Genomic DNA, 21,365 nt, shown 5'->3' on the forward strand with positions numbered 1-21,365 from the left:
AGAATGGATTGGGGAAGAAATCATGCGATTAATTTCAATCGATGTATTAAAAGAAGGAATGGTATTAGGTAGAACCATTTGGAATGAGGCAGGTCATCCACTTTTAAAGAAAGATGTTGTTATTAATGACCGGATTATTCAACGACTTCAACAGTTAAATATGCATTATCTATATATTAACGATGATATTTCTGAAGGTATAGAAGTAGAAGAGACCGTTCCACCTGCTATGCGAAATAAAGTGATTACAACTATAAAGGATTCATTCCAATCCATTGATGGTTGTAATCCCGTAAATGCCTCTTATATATTAGATCAGCAATCAAAGACAATTGTCTCAATTGTAGATGAACTACTTTCTGCAGTAACTGGAAATGATGAAATTTTAACTATTTTAACAGATGCTTATTTATTTGATGAATATTTATATCAACACTCCTTCCAAGTGACCTTGTACTCCATTGCGATTGCCAAAGAGCTTGGTTATTCGGCTGAGGATTTACGCTTAATCGGTATTGGTGCTTTACTGCATGATGTTGGTAAACTCATGGTACCTAAAGATATATTAACAAAGCCTGATCGTCTCACTAATGATGAGTTTGAAACAATGAAAATGCATGCTCGTTATGGTTTTGATTTATTGCGCAATCTACATTCTATCTCATTACTTGTGGCACATTGTGCTTTTCAGCATCATGAGCGAATTGACGGAAGCGGCTATCCAAGAGGGCTTGTTGATTTTGAAATTCATCCTTTTGCCAAGATTATTGGCGTGGCAGATGTTTTTGACGCAGTTACAACCAATCGTGTTTACCGTGAAAAGATGCTACCTTCACAAGGGTTAGCAATTGTTGAAGCAGGCTCTGGTACTCTTTATGATGCTCGTGTTGTAAAAGCGTTAAAAAGGGCAGTGGTCCACTATCCAAATGGCGTTATTTTAAAATTATCGGATGGACGACGCGGTATTGTATCCAGACAAAATACATTGGATGCAGCATTACCGTGGATTCGTATTTTTGAAGAGCAAAATCAATTGCTCGCAGCTACATATGAAATCAATTTAGTGGATTATCCTAGTGTTTCAATTGAAAGTGTTGAGACCGATTACGTGGCTTCCGCAAAAGTAGAATAAATTGCTCCCCCTGTTCATACGTTATGGAACAGGAGGAGATTTTTTTGTTTTTCCCTCGAAAAAGGATGAAATTACGCTCATATAATCAAAGGGGAATACGTCTTAATCGATTAACAATTTTAATTGTAAGTACGGTTATTTGCCTTATATTATTTATTTATTATTTAAACGAACGGCTCATGCCAACCTATTTGCAGTATGCCGAGGTACAAACCACTAAGATTGCGTCATACGTTGTGAGCAAAGCCATTAATTCACGTACCTCAAATGTATTAGATGTCAATGATATCATTCAAGATATTCCTCCCGGTACATCTGAAATGATGACGACTAAGTTTAATACAGAAATTATTAATCGTGTTCGAGCAGAGACATTAGAGCTTGTTAAAATGTATTTAGAGCAAGCTGAACAAGGAGAATTATCGCATTTACCTGAATTAGATAATGTTGAATATGATATTAACAGAATTCAGGAAGGTGATGGTATTGTCTTCTTTGTACCTCTTGGTCAAGCGGCCAATATACCTTTGCTCGGAAATTTAGGGCCAAAGATTCCGATACGCTTCCACGTGATTGGAAATGTTCATAGCAATGTGACGTCCTCCATTCAGGAATTTGGGATCAACAGTGCTTATGTGGAGGTAGGTATTCATTTAGAAGTCAATGTACAGATTATTGTCCCGTTCGCTAGTAAATCTTCAACCGTTGCACAAGATATCCCTGTAGCAATGGGCTTAACGAGAGGTCCTGTTCCAAACATTTATACAAATAGTAGTGATGCACCGCAACCCTCCATCGAAATACCTGTCCCTTATAAGTAGAAATGTTATTGTGATAGTTGTTGGAGCTCCTTTAATATGTTACATTGACAACAGTGAAGATAGTTAATATTAAAAAATGCATATTTTTGATAGGGGCGATATTCGTATGACATCTTGTAAACCTACAAGTAAAGAAGAACATGTAAGAAAACCAGACTGGCTAAAAATAAAACTAAACACGAACGACGAATATAAAGGGCTTAAAAAGCTGATGCGTGAGAAAAATCTGCATACAGTATGTGAAGAAGCTCGCTGTCCAAATATCCATGAATGCTGGGGAGAAAGACGTACTGCTACCATGATGATTCTTGGTTCCGTTTGTACACGTGCTTGTCGTTTCTGTGCAGTCAAAACAGGGTTACCCAATGAACTAGATTTGGCTGAACCAGAGCGCGTTGCAGATTCAGTAGCAATTATGAATTTAAAGCACGTTGTAATCACAATGGTAGCGCGTGACGATTTAAAGGATGGCGGTGCGCAAGTATTAGCCGAAACAGTTCGTGCTATTCGCCGTAAAAGTCCTTTCACATCTGTTGAGGTGCTGCCATCAGATTTAGGTGGTATAAAAGAAAACCTTCAACTGCTAATGGATTCGAAACCAGATATTTTAAACCATAATATTGAAACGGTACGCCGTTTAACACCAAGAGTACGTGCTCGTGCAAAATACGAACGCTCATTAGAGTTCCTTCGTTTGGCTAAAGAGATGCAGCCAGAAATTCCAACGAAATCCTCGTTAATGATTGGCTTAGGCGAAACACACGAAGAAATTTTAGAAGTAATGGACGATTTACGTGCGAATAATGTAGACATTATGACAATCGGTCAATATTTACAGCCAACGAAAAAGCATTTACCAGTTAAAAAGTATTATTCACCAATTGAATTTGGTAAACTGCGTAAGATTGCCATGGAAAAAGGCTTCAAACATTGTGAAGCAGGCCCACTTGTACGTAGTAGTTATCATGCAGATGAACAAGTAAATGCTGCAACAAAAGAACGTCAATTACAAGCAGAACTCTAAACGTCAAGGCTGAACGAAAAGGGTGGTGTCACTTTGATCATAATTGAAGGATTAGAATATGAACTAATAAAGGATTATCGAGAAGCCTTTCAGGAGGAAGTTTTTCAGGAAAGGTATTCAGATATTTTAGCTAGATACGATTATATTGTAGGGGATTGGGGCTATAATCAATTACGTTTAAAGGGTTTTTTTGATGATAAAAATCAAAAATCAACTTTTGATACGAAAATAAGTACGCTTCAAGACTATCTATATGAGTATTGTAATTTTGGCTGTGCTTATTTTGTGTTACGTAAAACGGGCAAAGTCATGAAACAGCCCGAAGTGTTGGATACAAGTGTAGTAACAAAGCCAACAGACCAAGAACCTTTAGCGGAATAAAAAAGATAAGAGAAACCTGATGTGATAGGCATCAGGTTTTTTCTTGTGTCCTTGTTTTCTTTTGCAGTAATGGGGGAAAACTAAAGCACAAAACAGCTTATTAAAGGTGTGTTGCATATGAAAAGAGCCGTATTTTTAGATCGCGATGGTGTCATCAATGAGGTACTAACGAGTCGTGTGAAATTTGTCAATAAGCCTAAGGATTTATACTTTTTACCACAGGTGCCTGAGGCGATCAAGAAGTTAAATAAACATTTTGATTATGTGTTTGTTGTGACAAATCAAGGTGGTGTCGGTTTAGGTTTTATGAAGGAAACGAGCTTACAGAAAATACATGAGTATATGGTGAAGGAGCTCAAGAAAAAAGGCGCCACTATCCATGAGGTCGTTTATTGTCCACATAAGCCTAGGTCGGGCTGTGCTTGCCGAAAGCCCAATAGTAAATTAATTGTGGATTTAGCGAGGAAATATAACATTGATGTATCTAAATCCTATATGGTCGGTGATACGGACACGGATATAATTGCAGGCAAACAAGCAGGAACGAAGGGTGTATTTTTAGGAGACCAAGATCCATTAGCAGATGCCGTTTTCCCAGATTTAATAAGTGCTGCACATTGGATTATTGAGGATTCAACGACTTAATGAGTGTAAAAAAGAAGTATAAAACATTAAAAAAAGGATAATTTATGAGTGGAGGTGATGATATTGGCAAAGAACAAGCGCGATAAAAAGCCATTAGATCGTGAGGAATACGGATATGGTTTTGATATAAGTGTAGATGATTTAGCGGTTATTGGTCAAAATCAGCAAGCAAAAAAACAAAATGATGAAGAAAACAAAGACAATAAGCCCCATAATAAAAATAATCCATCTACTTTAAATAAATAACAATACGTAAAAAGATTTCGCAATCGCCTACAGGGTAACGCGGAATTTTTTTATGCCCTATAAAAAAACACCCAGTAAAAAGGGTGTTAGTTCAATAATTCACGTAAATATTCTCGTAATTCTATCGTTTCTTCCTCTGTGCGATTGTACACATGTTCTAAGTAACCAGGTTCTTCTATATCATCAGGGCCGATGATAGCAAAGCGACCAAATTGAATATCCATGACAAGCACTTTCCCAAAGAAGCGGCCTGATTGTAAAATAGCTAAATCATAACGTAGCTTTTTCCCAGCAAAACTAACAAAGCGTGTTTTTGTATCTTCTACATCATCATATAAAAAAAAACGTTCCATCTTTTAATCTCCTTCCAGTCCTATAGTTATGGTACTATAGAAGAGAAAAGACTATCAACTTTTAATGATTTGAATGGGGGCTTTCCTTGTGTATTTTGTAGATCGTAATAAAATCACAAAAAATTTACAGTACTTAGATGGGCTATTAACTATTTTGGAGACAGAGGATAATGATAACTGGCTTCAAAATGATATAAAGAAATTAGCTATCGAGCGAATTGGACACAACATTATGGAGTCAATGATGGATGTAGGCAATTTAATGATTGACGGTTTCATTATGCGTGATCCAGGAAGCTACGAGGATATCATCGATATTTTAGTCGATGAAAAAGTTGTAGCTGCTGAAATGGAAGCACCATATAAAGCAGTTGTTGGCTTGCGTAAAATGCTTGTACGCGAGTTTATAGATGTAGATATCCCAGAGGTTATTCAGGTACTAACAGCCAATTTAGAGGCTTTAAAGCAATTCTCGCCAGCAGTCCACCATTATTTAACAAATGAATTAGGGCCAGTTTCAGCTTTTTTACCAGAGGACCATCAATGAAACAATATAAAGCCTATTGCTTTGATTTAGATGGCACTGTCTATCGCGGGAAGGAAGGAATTCCTTCAGCGGTTGCGTTTATTCATCGTTTACAGCAAGCAGGAATTGAGCCATTTTATGTAACGAATAATTCTTCGAAGACGCGAGAACAACTGCAGGAAGCTTTAATGTCTATTGGTGTAAACGCACCATTAGAGCATATTTATTCAAGTGCATTGGTAACAGCAAAATATGTGGCACTTCATTTCGCAGGCAAAAAAGTAGCCATGATGGGCACAGATGGAATACGTCAGGCATTACTCAATGAAAATATTGAACCTGTTGAAGATGAGCCGGAAGTATTTGTTATGGGTATTGATCGTACGCTTGATTATATGGCACTTGCTAGAGCAACGATTTTTGTCCAAAAAGGGGCAACCTTTATTGCGACTAATCAAGATATTAAATTCCCGACAGAGTACGGCTTTTTACCAGGCAATGGTTCTTTTGCTCGCTTAGTAGGAGAGGTTGCAGATGTTGAACCAATCTATATTGGTAAACCATCACCAGCCATGCTGGAAGTAATCGCTACAGAACATGGAATGGCTAAAGAAGACATGGTGATGATCGGTGATAACTATGACACGGACATTATGTGTGGTATTCATTTTGGCTGTGACACCATTCATGTGAATACAGGCGTTACTCCTACAAAGGTTGTACTAGAAAAAGAATGTCAACCTACATATGTAGTGGATGTATTAAAATAATAAAAGGATGTTTATGCTGATTTTTAGCATAACATCCTTTTTATTTGTTCAAATTTATTTCATATAGGCATTTTAGAAAACTACCATAATGGATTTTCTTCAATAAATTGATAAATGGCTTTCGTTAATGCATCAGGAGAATCGGCTTCTACTAATTCACCATTTACAATTGCATAAAAAGATTCCGAGCACTTTGTACAATAACTGAGGCAGCCATATTCCAAAACGTCGATGTTTGGATCGCGTTCGAGTACTTCATAAGTTGCTTGAGAGCCATTTGCTAAATTACTTATACAAAATTCAACCATTGGATTCATTCATGTCACCTCACCAAAGTAATGCTACTCGGTTTTACGATTTTCGTCAATTATTTATGTTTAAGGTAAAAGAAACGTTTTTTGATAAAAGATAAAGGGAATTCGTTATTAATAGCTCTAAAATCAATCGAAATGAACAAGTTCTCATTTATTATGTGAAATCTTTCACAAAATTTCATTCTGATATTGTGAAACTTCTCACAATCGGTTATACTCGTTTGTGGATACTTTGTGAACAATTATTAAAAGAGATATAAAAGGAGACTATTATGGGTAAATTAGTACTTTTAGGTGGCGGCTACGGCAATATGCGTGTCATGCTTCGTCTATTAAATAGCTTACCATTAGACAGAGAGGTAGTTATAGTAGATAGAGCCCCTTTCCATAGTTTAAAAACAGAATTTTATGCATTGGCGGCAGGGACTGCAACAGATAAAGAAATTCGTGTAAGCTTCCCAGAGCATGAACGTTTAACGGCTGTATATGGAGAAGTCGTTGAAATTAATCGTGCAGAAAAAGTAGTCCTTTTAGAAGACGGGCAACGTATTGAATATGATGATTTAGTCATTGGGCTTGGCTGTGAAGATAAATATCATGGTGTACCAGGTGCGGAAGAGCACACATATAGCATTCAAACGATGGGACAATCGCGCGCAACATTCCAAGCACTTTGTGGTTTACCTGCTGGGTCTACAGTGGGAATTGTAGGGGCTGGCTTGAGTGGAATTGAGCTTGCAAGTGAGCTACGTGAAAGTCGATCAGATTTAAAAATAAAGTTATTTGACCGTGGTCAACGTATTCTTAAGGATTTTCCAGAAAAACTAAGTAAGTATGTAAAGGATTGGTTTGTTAAGCATAATGTTGATGTTATAGCCAACTCCAATATTACAAAAGTAGAACCAGGTAAAATTTTCAATCACGAAGATGAAATTTTACTCGATGCTGTCGTTTGGACTGCAGGTGTACAGCCTGTCAAAATCGTTCGTGATATGGATGTTGAGAAAGATAAACATGACCGTCCACTTGTCACTCAGTATTTTAATGTACTTGATGATGAACATGTCTATATTGTAGGGGATTGTGCTTCATCAGATTTACCTCCAACAGCACAGTTAGCTGAGGAACAAGCGGAGCAAATCGTAAAAGTACTTCGTATGCGTTGGAAAGGTGAACATTTACCAGAGAAGATGCCGGACATTAAATTAAAAGGCTTCATGGGGGCTCTTGGTAAAAAACAAGGCTTTGTGTACTTAGCTGATACAACAGTCACTGGACGTATCGCGCGCTTAATGAAATCAGGATTATTATGGTATTACAAACGTCAAAATGATTAATTAGCTACTGTCTTTCATAGAGAGAAAAGGGATTGCTCTAACATCATGTTGAAGCAATCCCTTAGCTTTGTTTAAACAGTTTCGTCTGGAACAAAGCCTAAATTTTCAAGTGCTGTAAATACAGGCTTTAATTGCACATAGCCTTCACCAACAACTTCATTATTTATGAGGACAAGAGGGTAAAAAAACTCATCTTCTTGAATACGTTTGGCATACTCTTGGTCGCGATCATTCTCAATTGGACCTTCAATATCAATATAGCGAATATCGTAGGTTTGATCTGGGTACTTACGGTCGATGGCTGCTTGAAGCCACTCATATGTATCTTTTGAAGATGGAGCATTGACACAGCTAGCACAGATAACAGCTGTTCCATAAATTTCAATCATCGGTTTTGTTGATGGCATAGTATTTTCTCTCCTTGTGATTCAATATTGGATTTTTTCTGTTGCTAACATTATAATCATTATAAGGAAAGGAGTCGAGATAAATGGCAGAAGCAACAATTAACGACCAAGTACAAGAGGTATTAGATAAATTACGTCCATTCTTACTACGTGACGGTGGAGACTGTGAATTAGTAGATGTTGAGGATGGCGTTGTTAAATTACGTTTATTAGGTGCATGTGGCAGTTGCCCAAGTTCTACGATTACATTAAAAGCTGGTATTGAACGTGCTTTACTAGAAGAAGTACCAGGTATTGTGGAAGTAGAGCAAGTATTCTAAGCTATCATAAAAAGTTCTAGCTGTCAGCACAGCTAGAACTTTTTTCAGCTATACATGGCGTGCATGTTCTTTCTCTTCACGTATAATGGCCCATTGCTCTTTCGCCATATCCACAATTTTTGCTTCGCCCCCAGCACTTTGTTTTTCAATGACTCTTGAAAAGAAACGTGTGGCATTTTCAATATCTCCAATGCGTCTGGATAATTCAGCAATCATATACATGATGCGGACAGCTGACATTTGTGTTGAACTATAATCCTCAGTTGAGTAAGATTCCATATAATAATCACGTGCTAATTTCAAAAAACGTTCCTCTTGTCCGCTATTGTTCAAAGAACGATAAAGCCAAGCAAGACGTAAAGTTAATCCGGCAATCGCTACATTTTTTTCTTTTTTAATTGTCCCACAAAGAAAAGCTAACTTATAGGCTTGAATCGCTTGAAATACGGTGCGTTCACCCTTGAAATCATGGTGCACCCATTTTTCCGTAATGTGTGTACGAATTTCATCTTGAATACCTGGTGCAAAATATTTTGTAAAGTCTTCTGTAAAGGAGAAGCCGCAATGCTCGCAAACAAAGACGTTGTAATAAAGAGCATTGACATCATCTGCATAGATCGGTTGAAAATCTGTTTCGGTATGGTCTACTTTAATAAATTTAGAGCGTACCTTTAATGTCGGAAAATCTTTTTTGCAATTCAAACATTGAATTTTTTTTTCGTAATATGGTGAAATCTCCATATATATTCCCCCCTACAAAGAAGTCGTTGTAACTATTATACCAATAGAGTTTTTATTAACATGAATAAAAAATACTAAAAATGTGAAAAATATTAGAATTATGACTAAAAATCGACTTGAAGCTGAATGTTTGTCATACAATGGTCAAAATTGATATGATAATACGTAAGAAGGAAGGTGATTGGGATGACAAGTACAAAAAAAGTAATTGAAGTTACACAAGCTGCTGGCTTTCATATTAATGAAATGATGGAGCATAATGAAGAACAAGGTTCTTTTTTACGTGTAGTGGTGAACGGTGGCGGCTGTAGCGGACTATCCTATGGCATGCACTTTGATCAAGAGAAAAAAGAGGATGACTTTGAAGATGTACAGCATGGTTTAACAATTCTTGTTTCCCGTGAAGATGCGCCGATTTTGATGGGAACAAAAATTGACTATAAACAATCGCTAATGGGCGGTGGCTTCACAATTGATAATCCAAATGCTATTGCATCATGTGGCTGTGGTACTTCATTTAAAACAGCTAAACGTGAAGGTACACCTGAGGTTTGTGAATAAAAACTTGTATCAGGAAGTTGATAGATAAGTGTACACAATCCTTAAAATAAGAACACAACCCTAAAATAGCGGTTTAGGGTTATAGATACCAAGCCTTTTTGATTTGTATGTTGGGATAACAACAAATTGAAGAGGCTTTTACTATGGTTTGCAAACATAAAAATTTAAAACGAAAGCCCCGTTTATATAATGAAACAGGGCATTCTAATAATCTAAAATTTATAATACCAAAAAATCGCTATTTCATTTGCTGTTGGAAAGTTTGCATAAAGCATTGTATCCACTGCACCTATTATAAAGTGATTTTTGGCATAAAAATGACAAGCTGAAACATTGATATCCTGTGTTTCAAGAGTGAGACCACAAAAGCTCTTTTCTTTTGCCCACTCAATTGCTTTATTTAGTAAGGCAGTACCAACACCCTTTTTTCTATAATCCTTTGCAACAGCAATATCTTCAATAAGTGCATATCCATTCCAATTAGAGCACATCTTAATCTGCCCAACACAGTTGTTTTCAATATAATAAAAAAATACAGCTTTCTCGACTTCCTCTATGTAACGAAGGTCCATTTCATTATCATCATATTTCTTGAAGTAAGGCTCAGCAAATATTTCCTCTGTGAATGTCCAAATATTATTTGCATATGTCGGTACAATCCTTCCTGAAACCATAAAACCGTCGTTTGTTTTATTAAAATCCCTTAGATTATCTTGAGTCATTTTAATAATCATTTTCATCTCCCTTTCTCCATTGAGGTAGGATTTCTACCTATCTTAAGCCAAACTAACATCTACCTTCTTTAATGGAATTCCCGATAGCAGGAAATTGGAATTTACATGTTTACATTGGTGAGACCCTCTTTAATGAAATAATAGTTAATGTACAATCAGTTCTAAGAAAAGCGCTTCTTTCATTGATAATGAAAGAAGTCTTTTTCATGGGCTAATCAGATTTTTCACGCTCAATAAACTTTGCCTCATTTAAAATAGCTAGCTGGTAAATGGCCCTTTTTTCATCGAGACCAAATTGTCCGTTTTCCTCGATAACAAATTGTTCATTGTTTGTTGTTTGAAAGTAATACGTTCCTACAGAGCCTATTTCATATTCGTAGATAACCTCATTTATATCTTGCCATTTATAAATAATTTGTTTGTGATAATGTTGAAAAACGATTTGATCCTTTTGTATGGCGCTATAGCTTAAAAAAGAATAATAACCTAATACGAAGCTGCTTAAGATGATTGCAGAAGAAATGGCGTAAATATATGGATTTCTTTTTAATCCGAGGACAATCAAAGCTAATACTATCAATCCGATGGCTATTAAAAGCATAATAAAGTTGCTAGGAGGTGTAATCAGTACGACATTATCCCTATTAAAATAAAATGTATGCGATATAGTTAAGGGCATAAAAAAGGCAAGAAAAGGAGTTAATATTGCTAACATAAGTGCTGTTATAAAGTACATTGCTCGCACTGAGAGTGCATTTAACATAAGGTCTCCTCCTAAATCAAACTTCCTTGTTATTGAAAGTGTAACATATTTACAAATAAGGTATGTATACGCATTTTTATAGTATATAAAGATTGGTCTTAAAATTCTGAATAAAAGCTTCATTCCATTGAAAGCAAGCAGGTATAATAGTTAGATAGAGGTGAAGGTTATGAAAAAAGATCGAGGAAAAATATGGTTGGGTGTATCAGGTGTTACGGTCAATGAGCTTGGACAATGGTTAGTTGTGAAAAAGGCTTATAGCGGCTTGAAAGGACGTTGGTCATTGCCAGCAGGGTTTGTCAACGCAGGTGAAACAGTGGATGAGGCGGTCATTCGTGAAATCAAAGAAGAAACAGGAATTGATTGCAGTGTATCAGGCTTAATTGGATTTAGAACGGGTGTCATCCGTGATGACATTAGTGATAATATGGCGATTTTTTATTGTCATATGCTAGATGAGCAGCAACAGGTATGCATTCAGGAAAAAGAAATACTAGAAGCCAAATGGTTGTATCCTCATGAGCTAGCACAGGATGAAACAACCTCGGTTATGTTAAAAGAAATGGCATCCAATCAATTCGAAAAACATCAATTAGAAGCGATAGAGGGGATTAATCCTGGCGATATTTTTGGTTATACCTCTTATCGACTGTTCTTTAAAAAATGATATGACTTCAGGAGGAAGGCTATGATGGAGTTATTTTTATTTATGCTGGAGCGAGTCGGTTTGATCATTGTGTTTGCCTTTTTAATGTCCAGATGGAGACTTTTTCGAGAGAAGCTGTTTCAGGAGCAAGGAAAGAAGGAGAAAATATGGCTTATCATTATCTTTAGTAGCTTATGTATTATTAGTAGCTATACAGGTATTAAAATTGAAAGCGGTACGATTCATCCTTTAAATCAGATGATACATAGTACGATCAATGCTGAGGAGGCTATTGCTAATACGAGGTTAATCGGCGTAGCCATTGCAGGTATTTTTGGTGGGCCCCTTGTAGGTGTTTGTGTAGGGATTATTGCAGGTGTTCACCGAATTACACTTGGGGGCTTTACAGCGATAGCCTGTGGTGTTTCGACGATTCTTGCTGGCTTTATGACAGGTGGATTAAGCAAACGTTTCAAAATACGTCAAACTTTTTCCTATAAGAAAGCTGTCATTATTGGAATCTGTGCGGAAACGATTCAGATGATTGTCATTTTAGTAGTCGCGAAGCCATTCGAGCAAGCTTTGCAGTTAGTATCGTTAATTGCGCTGCCAATGATTTTGATGAATGCCTTTGGGATATTTTTATTTTTCATGATTATTAAAACATTTATTGATGAGGAAGAACGGACAAAAGCTTTACAAACACATCAAGCTTTTTCGATTGCCCAACAAACGATTGAGCATTTTCGTAAGGGTTTGAATGAAGAATCATGCCAAACGGTTGCTGAAATTATTAAAAGGGAAATAAAAGTAGAGGCGGTCGCTATTACTGATAAAAAGGGCATATTGGCACATGTCGGTGTTGGTGAGGATCATCATTTAATTCATCGTGAAATTATGACAGCTCTAACGAAACGTGTATTAAAGGAAGGCGAAATTTTAATGGCTACTTCGGCAAAGGAGATTCAATGTCCACATGATGGTTGCCCATTAAGCGCTGCCATTGTTCTGCCTTTAATGGTACAGCAGCGCACTGTTGGAAGCTTAAAGCTCTATTTCACGAAAGCAGAATCTTTAACAGGAGTGAAGAAGGAGCTTGCGGAGGGCTTAAGTAGACTATTCTCCTCACAGCTCGAATATGCTGAAATTGAACAACAGCGAAAGTTATTAAAAGACGCTGAAATTAAAGCATTACAGGCACAAGTTCATCCTCATTTCTTCTTTAATAGTCTGAACACGATTTCGAGCTTGATCCGAACAGATGCAGATGCGGCAAGAGCACTATTGATCAAACTAAGCACATTTTTTAGAAGCAATTTGCAAGGCGCACGGCAAATGCTCATTCCATTAAAAAATGAAATTGATCATGTTGAGGCTTATTTATCCATTGAGCAAACAAGATTTCCTAATCGTTACGAAGTCGAATTTATGATGGATGAAACACTCTTTGATGTGCAAATTCCTCCATTTACATTACAGCCTCTTGTTGAAAATGCTATTTATCATGCCTTTAAAAACCGCAAGGAAGGCAAGATTTTTGTCAAAGTACAACGAGTGAACGATAAGCTAGTACTAGTAACGGAAGATAATGGCTGTGGTATGAGAAAAGAACAGGTGAAACAGCTCGGTAAACATATTATGCAATCGGAGCAAGGAACAGGAACGGCGTTATGGAATATTTACCAACGCATTCATGAAATTTACGGCACAGAGGCAGATTTTCATATAGCGAGTACATTGGATGTAGGAACGAAAATAATGATTCAACTGCCGCTAAAGGCGACTAGATGGGAGTAGAAAAGATTGAATGTATATATTGTGGATGATGAACCGTTGGCACGCGCTGAGTTGAGGTATTTATTAGAGCAAACAGCGTTAGTAAATGTTTGTGGCGAATCTGAAAATCTAGAGGACTTTTGCAAACAGTATGAACAGATAGATTGTGTATTTTTAGATATTGAGTTAGGAATGAAGAATGGACTCGATTTAGCTAAGCAACTACTGTTAGATGCACAAAGACCCGAAATTATTTTTGCTACAGCCTATGATGAATATGCATTACAGGCATTTGAGGTCAGTGCCTTTGATTATATTTTGAAACCATTTGAGGCACAAAGAGTACAAGCTACTGTGGAAAAGCTATTAGCTAAAAAAAGAGCTGCCCAGGTAAAAACAATGGAAGAAATAAAGTTTTCACAGTTGGACAAGCTCGATAAATTAACGGTTTATGTAAACGATCGAATTTTATTAATGAAAATACAGGATATTTTATATTGTACATCTGAGGACAGTAAAACGGTGGTTGTGACAGAGCAAGGGAGATTTTTCGCTTCGGAGTCATTGGCAGCGTTAGAGAAGAAGCTGGCTTTAAAAGGTTTTGTGCGTGTCCATCGTGCGTTCATTGTTAATTTAGAGCATATTGTGGAACTAGAGCCTTGGAGTAGTTCTAAATATAATTTAATATTGCACAACAGACATTCAATTCCGGTTAGTAGGCTGTATATGAAGGATGTACGGAAAATTTTTGACCTATCAAAATAGTTGCATTTCAATAGAAGAATACGACATTTCAACTTTGATTTCTGACATTTCAGTTAATTTCATGAATATGGGGGACATTCCTTTGCTATGATGTGAAAAAAGTAAAAGGGGTGTTTGCATGAATGCGATTACAATTGTGATAGGATCTATTTGTGTTTTGGTGATTAGCTATCGTTTGTATGGCATATTCTTTACAAAAAAGGTACTCAAAATAAAAGATGATACGCCCACGCCAGCGCATGCTTTGGAAGATGGTAAGGACTATGTTCCGACGAATAAATGGGTAACCTTTGGGCATCATTTTGCAGCGATTGCCGCCGCAGGACCATTGGTTGGACCGATTTTAGCTGCACAGTTCGGGTATTTACCTGGACTTCTATGGTTATTAATAGGAGCGGTAATTGGTGGGGCTGTCCATGATGCTGTTGTGTTATTTGCTTCCATGCGTCATGGAGGGAAATCCTTATCAGAAGTGATGAAGGAGGAGCTTGGTCCTATTGCTGGCTTCTGTACAGGCCTTGCGATGCTATTTATTATTACGATTACTATGGCAGGTCTTTCAATGGTGGTGTTAGGAGCTTTAGAACGTAATCCATGGGGAACGTTTGCGGTAGGGATTACTATTCCAATCGCGATACTAGTAGGGATTGCTTATCGAAAAACAGGCAATTTAATTTTAACATCCACAGTAGGCTTTATTTTATTGATGATTGGCGTATTTATCGGGCCACTTATTCAAGGTACAGCATTTGGTGAATTTTTAACGTTTGACCGTGATACATTAGCTATTATCTTACCGATTTATGCCTTTTTAGCCGCTGCTTTGCCTGTATGGCTATTACTAGCCCCACGTGATTATTTAAGTAGTTTCATGAAGATTGGTGTATTTATTGCATTAATTATTGGCGTTTTCTTTGTCAATCCTGCTATTCAGTTCCCGCCGTTAACAGAATTTATTCATGGCGGTGGCCCAGTAATTGCAGGTCCTGTATGGCCATTTGTGTCTATTACGATTGCCTGCGGAGCTATTTCAGGCTTCCATGCTTTTGTAGGCTCAGGAACGACGCCTAAAATGATTGATCGTTGGGAAGATATTCGTATTGTTGGCTTTGGCGCAATGTTAGTAGAGTCATTAGTAGGCGTGATGGCCTTGATTGCAGCTACAGCCCTTCATCCAGCAGACTATTTTGCGATTAATTCAGCACCAGCTGTATTTGCCACATTAGGGATGGAGCCTGTTCATTTACAAGCCTTGTCTCAAAGCATTGGCATGGATTTAGAGGGACGAACAGGAGGCGCTGTAACCTTGGCTGTTGGAATGACAGATATCTTTACAGGCATTCCTTGGTTCGCAGAGTTATCTTCTTATTTCTATCAATTTGTAATAATGTTTGAGGCTGTCTTTATTCTAACAGCTATTGACGCAGGAACGAGAGTAGCTCGCTATTTGATTCAAGACTTTGGTGGCAATGTTTATAAACCATTGAAGCGTACCAATTGGGTACCGGGTACAATTTTTGCCAGTGCACTCGCCTGCTTTATGTGGGGCTATTTATTGTATTCGGGGGATATTAGCTCCATTTGGGTATTATTTGGTGTATCCAATCAACTGATGGCAGCTATTGGTTTAGTATGTGGAGTGACGATGGTATTGAAGGTGGCAGATAAGCGAGTTTATGCGTTAACATGCTTTATTCCATTGGCTTATTTATACGTCACTGTCAATGTTGCAGGCTATTGGATGATTAAAAATGTGTATTGGAATCCAGCAGCTGCAGGCTTCAATATGTTAAATGGCATCTTATCCGTTATTATGCTGATGCTCGGTTTATTAATCGTCATCACAGCCTTTAAAAAATGGGCACAGCTTTGGAAATCACCGAAGTTCTTGCTAGCTCAAACAGCTTCATAAAGAAACAGTAAAACTATTGAAGATTAGAAGCCCTATCTTCAATAGTTTTTTGATGATAAAAGCGGGAAAATACCCGCGATGAAGGAGGGAATACTCGCGGAAGACAGGGAAATACTCTCGATAGGAGGAGGAATACTCGCGGAAGACAAAGAAATACTCTTGTTAAGAGAAAGAATACCTGCAAAAATCCGCGATAACTGAAAGATTAACTAAATATGTCGAACAAGCGAAAACAAGGATATGTTCATTGAAAGCGTTGTCGTAATCATGTAAACTAATGAGAGGAAAACGGAGGTTATACATACATGGATGGTCCAGTTTCATTAGTACAGTTAATCATTTCAATATTGTTATTTTTCGTCATGTTCTTTGGTATCGGATTTTTGTTAAATATGCTGTTACGTATGACATGGTTAATGTCGATTGTGTATCCAATCGTTGTCATCTTTATTGTAGATGAAGTAAGCTTCTTAGATTATATTTTTAAGCCAGGTTCTGCATTCCCAGCACTAATCGATAAATTACAGGCGCTACAGTTTGTAGATATTGCTATTTTATCAGGTGGATTTGCGGGTTCCATTGTGGCAGGTATCGTGATGATTTATTTACGAAAAAGTGGATATCGAATGTTCTAACTTGCTGAGTATTCTTCTTTCAATCGAAGGAAGAATACTTTTTTTATACAAAAAAACACAACCTCCCTCTAGAGGATGTGTTTTTATTGCTTATAATATGAAAAACTCGTAGGTTATGATGGCGATAAAAATACCTGTGAGAGCCCCAAAAAATACTTCGCTTCGTTTATGACCTAATAATGTTTTTAATTCCTCCATTTTCTCCTGCCCATCCATCTGAGGCCATTTTTTTAAATCATGGAGCAATGTTTGGAAGTCCTTGCGCAGCTGATTTAATATAGCGGCATGCTGTCCTGCTTGGTAACGAACACCACTGGCATCGTACATCACAATAATGGAAAACATAGCGGCTACTGCAAAAATAGGGGATTCCAACCCCGTCTCATAAGCAATCGAGGTTGCCAGTCCAGTGACTGAGGCAGAGTGAGAGCTAGGCATACCACCCGTCGAGGTAAACAGGCTCCAATTCACTTGTCTAGTCATTAAAAAATGGATGGGGATTTTGACAAACTGTGCAAAGAGAACGGCAAAGAGGGCAATTAGTAATGGGGTATTTTGAAGTAAACTCAATTCATCACAACCTTTGCAAATAATTGCTTTTATTATAACATTCATTATTTTCTAAAAGAAGATACAGGCAAATATTACGTACTTTTCAGAAACTTCGTTATAATAGTATATGGAATGGAGGAATTTACATGCATATTGTAAAAGAAGCAAAAACATTTGAAACGATTTCTACAGAACTATTAGTGGTGGGAGTCACAAAACATCGTGAACAAATGCAGGATTGGACAAGCTTTTCATCTTTTTACGGTGAATCACTTGATACGTGGATTAGTGCTGGGGACGTATCAACAGAATTAAAGAAACTAACGAAATTGCCATTTGTGAAAGACCATGCGAACCTTAAACGTATTTTATTTGTAGGCCTGGACGAGCGTAAAAACTTAACAGAAGGTGATATTCGCGCAGCATTTGGTTTAGTAGGAAAAGAATTAAAAGCTTTAAAGGCAAAAGAGTATTCCATTTGGCTTGAATCATTTACAACAGATTCAATTGCAACTACAGATGTAGCGTTTTTAGCAGGAGAAGGAATTGGACTTGGCTATTATGCTATTCCTCATTACAAAACAACTTCAAACGAAGTAGATAAACGTATTAATGCTGTTCATCTTGTGACAATGTCAGAGGATATAGATGAGGTTGTGGCTAGCTTTGAAGTAGGTGTAATTTATGCGGATGCTGTCAATGAAGCTCGTAGTTTAATTAATCTACCACCAAATCTACTAACAGCAACTGATTTAGCCAATTATGCACAATCACTTGCAGTAGAGTATGATTTTGAAGTAGAGATTTTAGGTAAAGCTCAATTAGAGGAACTAGGTATGGGCGGTATTTTAAGTGTTAACCAAGGCTCATATGAAGAACCACGATTAATTACTTTAAAATATAAAGCGACTGAAGATTTTGAAGATCCAATTGGCCTTGTCGGTAAAGGGGTAACGTATGATACAGGTGGATATTCTTTAAAGCCAAAAGACTCAATGGTCGGTATGAAAGGCGATATGGGCGGCGCAGCAGCTGTGCTTGGAGCGATGAAAATTATCGGTGAATTACGTCCAAATAAAAATGTTGTAGCTGTTATCGGTTCTACAGATAACATGGTATCTGATACAGCATTTAAACCAGATGATGTGATTACTACGTATAGTGGGAAAACGGTTGAAGTCTTAAACACGGATGCAGAAGGACGTTTAGTTCTGGCAGATGCAACTACATATGCTAAACAGCAAGGTGCTACATCACTGATTGATGTTGCTACTTTAACTGGAGGCGTCATTACTGCGCTAGGTATGGATAAAACAGGTGCTCTTGCGAATGATGATGCATTTTTCGCAGCATTTATGGAAGCTGCAAATGAGACAGATGAATTTGTTTGGCGTATGCCTTTAACAGAGAATGATAAAAAACGAATTCGTAAATCAGATGTAGCTGATTTAAACAACTCTCCAGGTCGTGATGGTCATATGATTTTCGGTGGAGGCTTTGTAGGCGAATTTGTTGGCGATACGCCATGGATTCATTTAGATATTGCTGGCACATCTGATGCAGTGGCTATACATGATTTAGGGCCTAAAGGCGGTACTGGGGTTATGGTACGTACGCTTGCGAATTTTGTTCAACGTTTAGGGGAAGAAAAGTAAGAGAGAATGGCAATCAGCGGGAATTTGTTCTCGCTGATTTTTTGTGATTTAAGCACTAATCCCGATAGAATAGGCATTCTACATATGATAGATGTATCTTCCTTCATACGATAGAGTAAAAAGGGAGGTAGCATATGCGCAATTTCGGAGGTTACCCAGGAGGAGGATTTGGAGGCTTTATTTGGCCATTTGGTGCACCGTTTTTCGGTGGTTTTTTAGGAAGTTTCCTTGGCTCTCAATTTAATCAATATCCTTATAATCCATATTATCCAAACTATCGACCATATCAGCCAGGTCCATATTTTCGACCAGGTCCACGGTATCGCAGACCTTGGTAAGCACATAAAACGATCAACCAGTTGCCCTATAATCGGCAACTGGTTTTTGTTGTGCCTTACGAAGTAGCAAATTGGGTGTTGACAGAATATACTAAATTATTTATTATTCTTATTATATTACTAAGAATTAAATAGGTGGCTGACTAGCAAACTAGAGGCTTTTATTGTTCATAGGCATTGTTGTGCCTAAGGATAATATTGGCCTCTTTTATTATCTTGATTCAATAAGTGTTTTTTGAACCACCAGGTACAGAAGACTCCCTCCACTATAAATAGAGGATAGAAGGAGTGAAACGGAATGGGGAAAGTTTATATCGTAGGTGCAGGTCCTGGAGATGTTGACCTCATTACGGTCAAAGGATTACGTTGTATTGAATGTGCTGACATTATTTTATATGACAGACTCATTAATAAAGAGCTATTGGATTATGCCAAGCAAGACGCTAAATTGATTTTTTGTGGGAAATTACCACAACAGCATGCAATGATTCAAGAGCAGATCAACCAGACTCTTGTCAGTTATGCACAGCAAGGGTATGTCGTAACAAGATTAAAAGGAGGAGATCCGTTTGTCTTTGGTAGAGGGGCTGAGGAAGCTGAGGTACTAGCTAAGCATCAGATTCCATTTGAAATTGTACCTGGCATTACTTCAGGTATAGCAGCGCCAGCGTATGCAGGCATTCCTGTTACACATCGGGCATTAGGTTCAAGTTTTGCCATGGTTACGGGGCATATGCAGGATGGGAAAGAAGATGCGATACGTTGGGAAAGTCTTGCGAAGGGAATTGACACGATTGCCATTTATATGGGGGTTGGTAATCTGCCATACATTCGTCAGCAATTACTCAAATATGGCCGTGATGAAAATACGCCTGTGGCTGTTATTCATTGGGGCACATTAGCCACAAAGCAACAAACCGTTACGGGTACTTTAGCTACAATTGAAGAAATTGTGTGTACGGAAACTATTCAAAACCCTAGCATCATATTAGTAGGGAAAGTTGTGACACTAAGAGAAACAATTCAATGGTTTGAGCATAACACGCCACAGCCAGTCCAAATAACGAGGTAAGGATGTGGAATGATGCAAGCAATTTTATATATTGCACACGGCAGCCGAGTCAAGGCAGGCGTAGAGCAGGCCGTAACGTTTCTTCAACGCGTGCAGCAGGAAGTTCATGTATCCATTCAAGAAATCTGCTTTTTGGAGCTTGCAACACCGACCATTGCTGAAGGAATTGAGAGTTGTATTCGAAAAGGTGCAACAGCGATTGCAGTGATGCCCATTCTACTACTAGCTGCCCAACACGCCAAACAAGATATTCCGAAAGAAGTGGCAAAAGCTCAAAAGCAATATCCATCTGTAAAGTTTACTTATGGTGAGCCTCTTGGAATCCATGAACGATTAATTGACTCATTACAAGCTAGGATAATAGAAAAACAGCAACCTAAGTTTGACGCAAGTGTTTTACTCATAGGGCGTGGGAGTAGTGATTCAGCCGTCAAAAGAGATCTAGCAAAAATTGCAGCAAAGTTACGTACTAAATACCACTATAAAGTTGTTGATACATGCTTTTTATATGGGATGGGACCGACTTTTGAAGACTGGCTCCAACAAGAAAAAGGGAAGCAACGGCAAGTCTTTATTGTACCGTATTTATTATTTACAGGTATTTTAAGGCAAAGTATTGCCAAGCGAATACAGAGTTTTGACAGTCAAGATATCGTGCTTTGTGAAAGCCTAGGCTACGATGACAATGTGAAAAAGGTGTTAGTGGAACGTATTGATGAATTATTACATTTTAAAGAGGAAGGTGTTTCGTAATGGTAGATAAAAGAGCTGAAAACGTAAATCTAGCATTAGAGAATGTCCGCCAAATGTTAAATACTGTGAACCACGGATCAATTACATTGATTGTACAAAATGCGTACGTGGTTCAAATCGAAAAAAAGGAAAAGATCAGGCTTCGATAATCTAAAAAAATGAAATGATGATGATTCGTGAGGTGGC

At 37.7% G+C, this 21,365-nt stretch carries 28 protein-coding genes; 21 read left to right on the forward strand and 7 right to left on the reverse strand.

What is annotated here, in order from left to right; translation table 11 throughout:
• Positions 1 to 22: 22 nt before the first annotated feature.
• From MHI34_RS12330 to MHI34_RS12355, 6 genes are all read left to right on the forward strand, one after another.
• Positions 23 to 1,132: an HD-GYP domain-containing protein gene (locus MHI34_RS12330; RefSeq protein ID WP_036119715.1), complete on the forward strand. Its 1,110-nt coding sequence runs from the start codon at positions 23 to 25 to the stop codon at positions 1,130 to 1,132.
• A 23-nt stretch (positions 1,133 to 1,155) separates the two neighbouring features.
• Complete coding sequence (yunB, locus tag MHI34_RS12335) at positions 1,156 to 1,953, forward strand: sporulation protein YunB (RefSeq protein WP_051891599.1); 798 nt, start codon at positions 1,156 to 1,158, stop codon at positions 1,951 to 1,953.
• 106 nt (positions 1,954 to 2,059) lie between these two features.
• Positions 2,060 to 2,977, forward strand: a complete 918-nt coding sequence (gene lipA, locus MHI34_RS12340; protein ID WP_036119719.1) for a lipoyl synthase — start codon at positions 2,060 to 2,062, stop codon at positions 2,975 to 2,977.
• Between the two features lie 33 nt (positions 2,978 to 3,010).
• A complete protein-coding gene (locus MHI34_RS12345) occupies positions 3,011 to 3,358 on the forward strand; it encodes a YutD family protein (RefSeq protein WP_036119722.1) in 348 nt (115 codons plus the stop codon).
• A 117-nt stretch (positions 3,359 to 3,475) separates the two neighbouring features.
• Positions 3,476 to 4,003 carry an HAD family hydrolase gene (locus MHI34_RS12350; protein ID WP_342503497.1) on the forward strand — a complete coding sequence of 176 codons (528 nt, stop codon included), beginning with the start codon at positions 3,476 to 3,478 and terminating at the stop codon, positions 4,001 to 4,003.
• Between the two features lie 57 nt (positions 4,004 to 4,060).
• Positions 4,061 to 4,249, forward strand: a complete 189-nt coding sequence (locus MHI34_RS12355; protein ID WP_170829885.1) for a hypothetical protein — start codon at positions 4,061 to 4,063, stop codon at positions 4,247 to 4,249.
• An 86-nt stretch (positions 4,250 to 4,335) separates the two neighbouring features.
• Here MHI34_RS12355 and MHI34_RS12360 read toward each other — a convergent pair whose 3' ends face one another.
• A complete protein-coding gene (locus tag MHI34_RS12360; protein ID WP_036119730.1) occupies positions 4,336 to 4,602 on the reverse strand; it encodes a DUF3055 domain-containing protein in 267 nt (88 codons plus the stop codon).
• Positions 4,603 to 4,690: 88 nt separating this feature from the next.
• On the opposite strand from MHI34_RS12360, the gene MHI34_RS12365 reads away from it, so the two are divergent.
• Entirely contained in the window at positions 4,691 to 5,149 is a 459-nt protein-coding gene (locus MHI34_RS12365) for a DUF86 domain-containing protein (protein WP_036119733.1), read from the forward strand.
• Positions 5,146 to 5,898, forward strand: a complete 753-nt coding sequence (locus MHI34_RS12370) for a TIGR01457 family HAD-type hydrolase (RefSeq protein WP_036119736.1) — start codon at positions 5,146 to 5,148, stop codon at positions 5,896 to 5,898. The genes MHI34_RS12365 and MHI34_RS12370 overlap by 4 nt, the downstream gene beginning before the upstream one ends.
• Before the next feature lie 80 nt (positions 5,899 to 5,978).
• On the opposite strand, the gene MHI34_RS12375 is transcribed toward MHI34_RS12370, so the two are convergent.
• A complete protein-coding gene (locus MHI34_RS12375; protein WP_036119739.1) occupies positions 5,979 to 6,215 on the reverse strand; it encodes a YuzB family protein in 237 nt (78 codons plus the stop codon).
• 269 nt (positions 6,216 to 6,484) lie between these two features.
• On the opposite strand from MHI34_RS12375, the gene MHI34_RS12380 reads away from it, so the two are divergent.
• The gene (locus MHI34_RS12380; protein WP_036119742.1) at positions 6,485 to 7,549 is read left to right on the forward strand and encodes an NAD(P)/FAD-dependent oxidoreductase; all 1,065 of its coding nucleotides are present in this window, start codon (positions 6,485 to 6,487) and stop codon (positions 7,547 to 7,549) included.
• 71 nt (positions 7,550 to 7,620) lie between these two features.
• Here the strand turns inward: MHI34_RS12380 and MHI34_RS12385 are convergent, their stop codons facing one another.
• On the reverse strand, positions 7,621 to 7,956 hold the full coding sequence (locus tag MHI34_RS12385) for a YuzD family protein (protein ID WP_141905624.1): 336 nt from the start codon (positions 7,954 to 7,956) through the stop codon (positions 7,621 to 7,623).
• An 83-nt stretch (positions 7,957 to 8,039) separates the two neighbouring features.
• Between MHI34_RS12385 and MHI34_RS12390 the strand changes: the two genes are divergently transcribed.
• Complete coding sequence (locus MHI34_RS12390) at positions 8,040 to 8,276, forward strand: NifU family protein (protein ID WP_004228295.1); 237 nt, start codon at positions 8,040 to 8,042, stop codon at positions 8,274 to 8,276.
• A gap of 48 nt (positions 8,277 to 8,324) precedes the next feature.
• Here MHI34_RS12390 and MHI34_RS12395 read toward each other — a convergent pair whose 3' ends face one another.
• Positions 8,325 to 9,017 carry a DUF2225 domain-containing protein gene (locus MHI34_RS12395; protein ID WP_342503498.1) on the reverse strand — a complete coding sequence of 231 codons (693 nt, stop codon included), beginning with the start codon at positions 9,015 to 9,017 and terminating at the stop codon, positions 8,325 to 8,327.
• A 186-nt stretch (positions 9,018 to 9,203) separates the two neighbouring features.
• Here MHI34_RS12395 and MHI34_RS12400 point away from each other — a divergent pair, with 186 nt between their 5' ends.
• Entirely contained in the window at positions 9,204 to 9,578 is a 375-nt protein-coding gene (locus MHI34_RS12400; RefSeq protein WP_036119760.1) for an iron-sulfur cluster assembly accessory protein, read from the forward strand.
• 212 nt (positions 9,579 to 9,790) lie between these two features.
• Here MHI34_RS12400 and MHI34_RS12405 read toward each other — a convergent pair whose 3' ends face one another.
• Both MHI34_RS12405 and MHI34_RS12410 read right to left on the reverse strand, forming a co-directional pair.
• Complete coding sequence (locus MHI34_RS12405; protein WP_342504467.1) at positions 9,791 to 10,312, reverse strand: GNAT family N-acetyltransferase; 522 nt, start codon at positions 10,310 to 10,312, stop codon at positions 9,791 to 9,793.
• Between the two features lie 211 nt (positions 10,313 to 10,523).
• Positions 10,524 to 11,075 carry a hypothetical protein gene (locus tag MHI34_RS12410; RefSeq protein WP_342503499.1) on the reverse strand — a complete coding sequence of 184 codons (552 nt, stop codon included), beginning with the start codon at positions 11,073 to 11,075 and terminating at the stop codon, positions 10,524 to 10,526.
• Positions 11,076 to 11,244: 169 nt separating this feature from the next.
• Here MHI34_RS12410 and MHI34_RS12415 point away from each other — a divergent pair, with 169 nt between their 5' ends.
• The 5 genes from MHI34_RS12415 (at position 11,245) to MHI34_RS12435 (ending at position 16,809) form a co-directional block, all read left to right on the forward strand.
• Complete coding sequence (locus tag MHI34_RS12415; RefSeq protein ID WP_058844840.1) at positions 11,245 to 11,742, forward strand: NUDIX hydrolase; 498 nt, start codon at positions 11,245 to 11,247, stop codon at positions 11,740 to 11,742.
• 24 nt (positions 11,743 to 11,766) lie between these two features.
• Positions 11,767 to 13,518, forward strand: a complete 1,752-nt coding sequence (locus MHI34_RS12420) for a sensor histidine kinase (RefSeq protein ID WP_058844841.1) — start codon at positions 11,767 to 11,769, stop codon at positions 13,516 to 13,518.
• A 6-nt stretch (positions 13,519 to 13,524) separates the two neighbouring features.
• A complete protein-coding gene (locus MHI34_RS12425; RefSeq protein WP_338651801.1) occupies positions 13,525 to 14,262 on the forward strand; it encodes a LytTR family DNA-binding domain-containing protein in 738 nt (245 codons plus the stop codon).
• Positions 14,263 to 14,380: 118 nt separating this feature from the next.
• On the forward strand, positions 14,381 to 16,174 hold the full coding sequence (locus MHI34_RS12430) for a carbon starvation protein A (RefSeq protein ID WP_342503500.1): 1,794 nt from the start codon (positions 14,381 to 14,383) through the stop codon (positions 16,172 to 16,174).
• Positions 16,175 to 16,479: 305 nt separating this feature from the next.
• Entirely contained in the window at positions 16,480 to 16,809 is a 330-nt protein-coding gene (locus MHI34_RS12435) for a YuiB family protein (protein ID WP_036119784.1), read from the forward strand.
• Between the two features lie 90 nt (positions 16,810 to 16,899).
• Here the strand turns inward: MHI34_RS12435 and MHI34_RS12440 are convergent, their stop codons facing one another.
• Positions 16,900 to 17,424: a divergent PAP2 family protein gene (locus MHI34_RS12440; RefSeq protein ID WP_342503501.1), complete on the reverse strand. Its 525-nt coding sequence runs from the start codon at positions 17,422 to 17,424 to the stop codon at positions 16,900 to 16,902.
• Positions 17,425 to 17,507: 83 nt separating this feature from the next.
• Between MHI34_RS12440 and MHI34_RS12445 the strand changes: the two genes are divergently transcribed.
• From MHI34_RS12445 to MHI34_RS12465, 5 genes are all read left to right on the forward strand, one after another.
• Positions 17,508 to 19,016 carry a leucyl aminopeptidase gene (locus tag MHI34_RS12445; protein ID WP_036119791.1) on the forward strand — a complete coding sequence of 503 codons (1,509 nt, stop codon included), beginning with the start codon at positions 17,508 to 17,510 and terminating at the stop codon, positions 19,014 to 19,016.
• A gap of 134 nt (positions 19,017 to 19,150) precedes the next feature.
• Positions 19,151 to 19,354: a hypothetical protein gene (locus MHI34_RS12450; RefSeq protein WP_036119794.1), complete on the forward strand. Its 204-nt coding sequence runs from the start codon at positions 19,151 to 19,153 to the stop codon at positions 19,352 to 19,354.
• A gap of 298 nt (positions 19,355 to 19,652) precedes the next feature.
• Positions 19,653 to 20,426 carry a uroporphyrinogen-III C-methyltransferase gene (gene cobA, locus MHI34_RS12455; protein ID WP_058844845.1) on the forward strand — a complete coding sequence of 258 codons (774 nt, stop codon included), beginning with the start codon at positions 19,653 to 19,655 and terminating at the stop codon, positions 20,424 to 20,426.
• Positions 20,427 to 20,435: 9 nt separating this feature from the next.
• On the forward strand, positions 20,436 to 21,179 hold the full coding sequence (locus MHI34_RS12460; RefSeq protein ID WP_342503502.1) for a sirohydrochlorin chelatase: 744 nt from the start codon (positions 20,436 to 20,438) through the stop codon (positions 21,177 to 21,179).
• On the forward strand, positions 21,179 to 21,328 hold the full coding sequence (locus MHI34_RS12465) for a YezD family protein (RefSeq protein WP_080717104.1): 150 nt from the start codon (positions 21,179 to 21,181) through the stop codon (positions 21,326 to 21,328). Before MHI34_RS12460 ends, MHI34_RS12465 begins: the two co-directional genes overlap by 1 nt.
• The last annotated feature ends 37 nt before the right edge of the window (positions 21,329 to 21,365 follow it).

Source organism: Lysinibacillus sp. FSL L8-0126, assembly GCF_038630385.1.
Taxonomy (GTDB): Bacteria; Bacillota; Bacilli; order Bacillales_A; family Planococcaceae; genus Lysinibacillus; species Lysinibacillus fusiformis_D.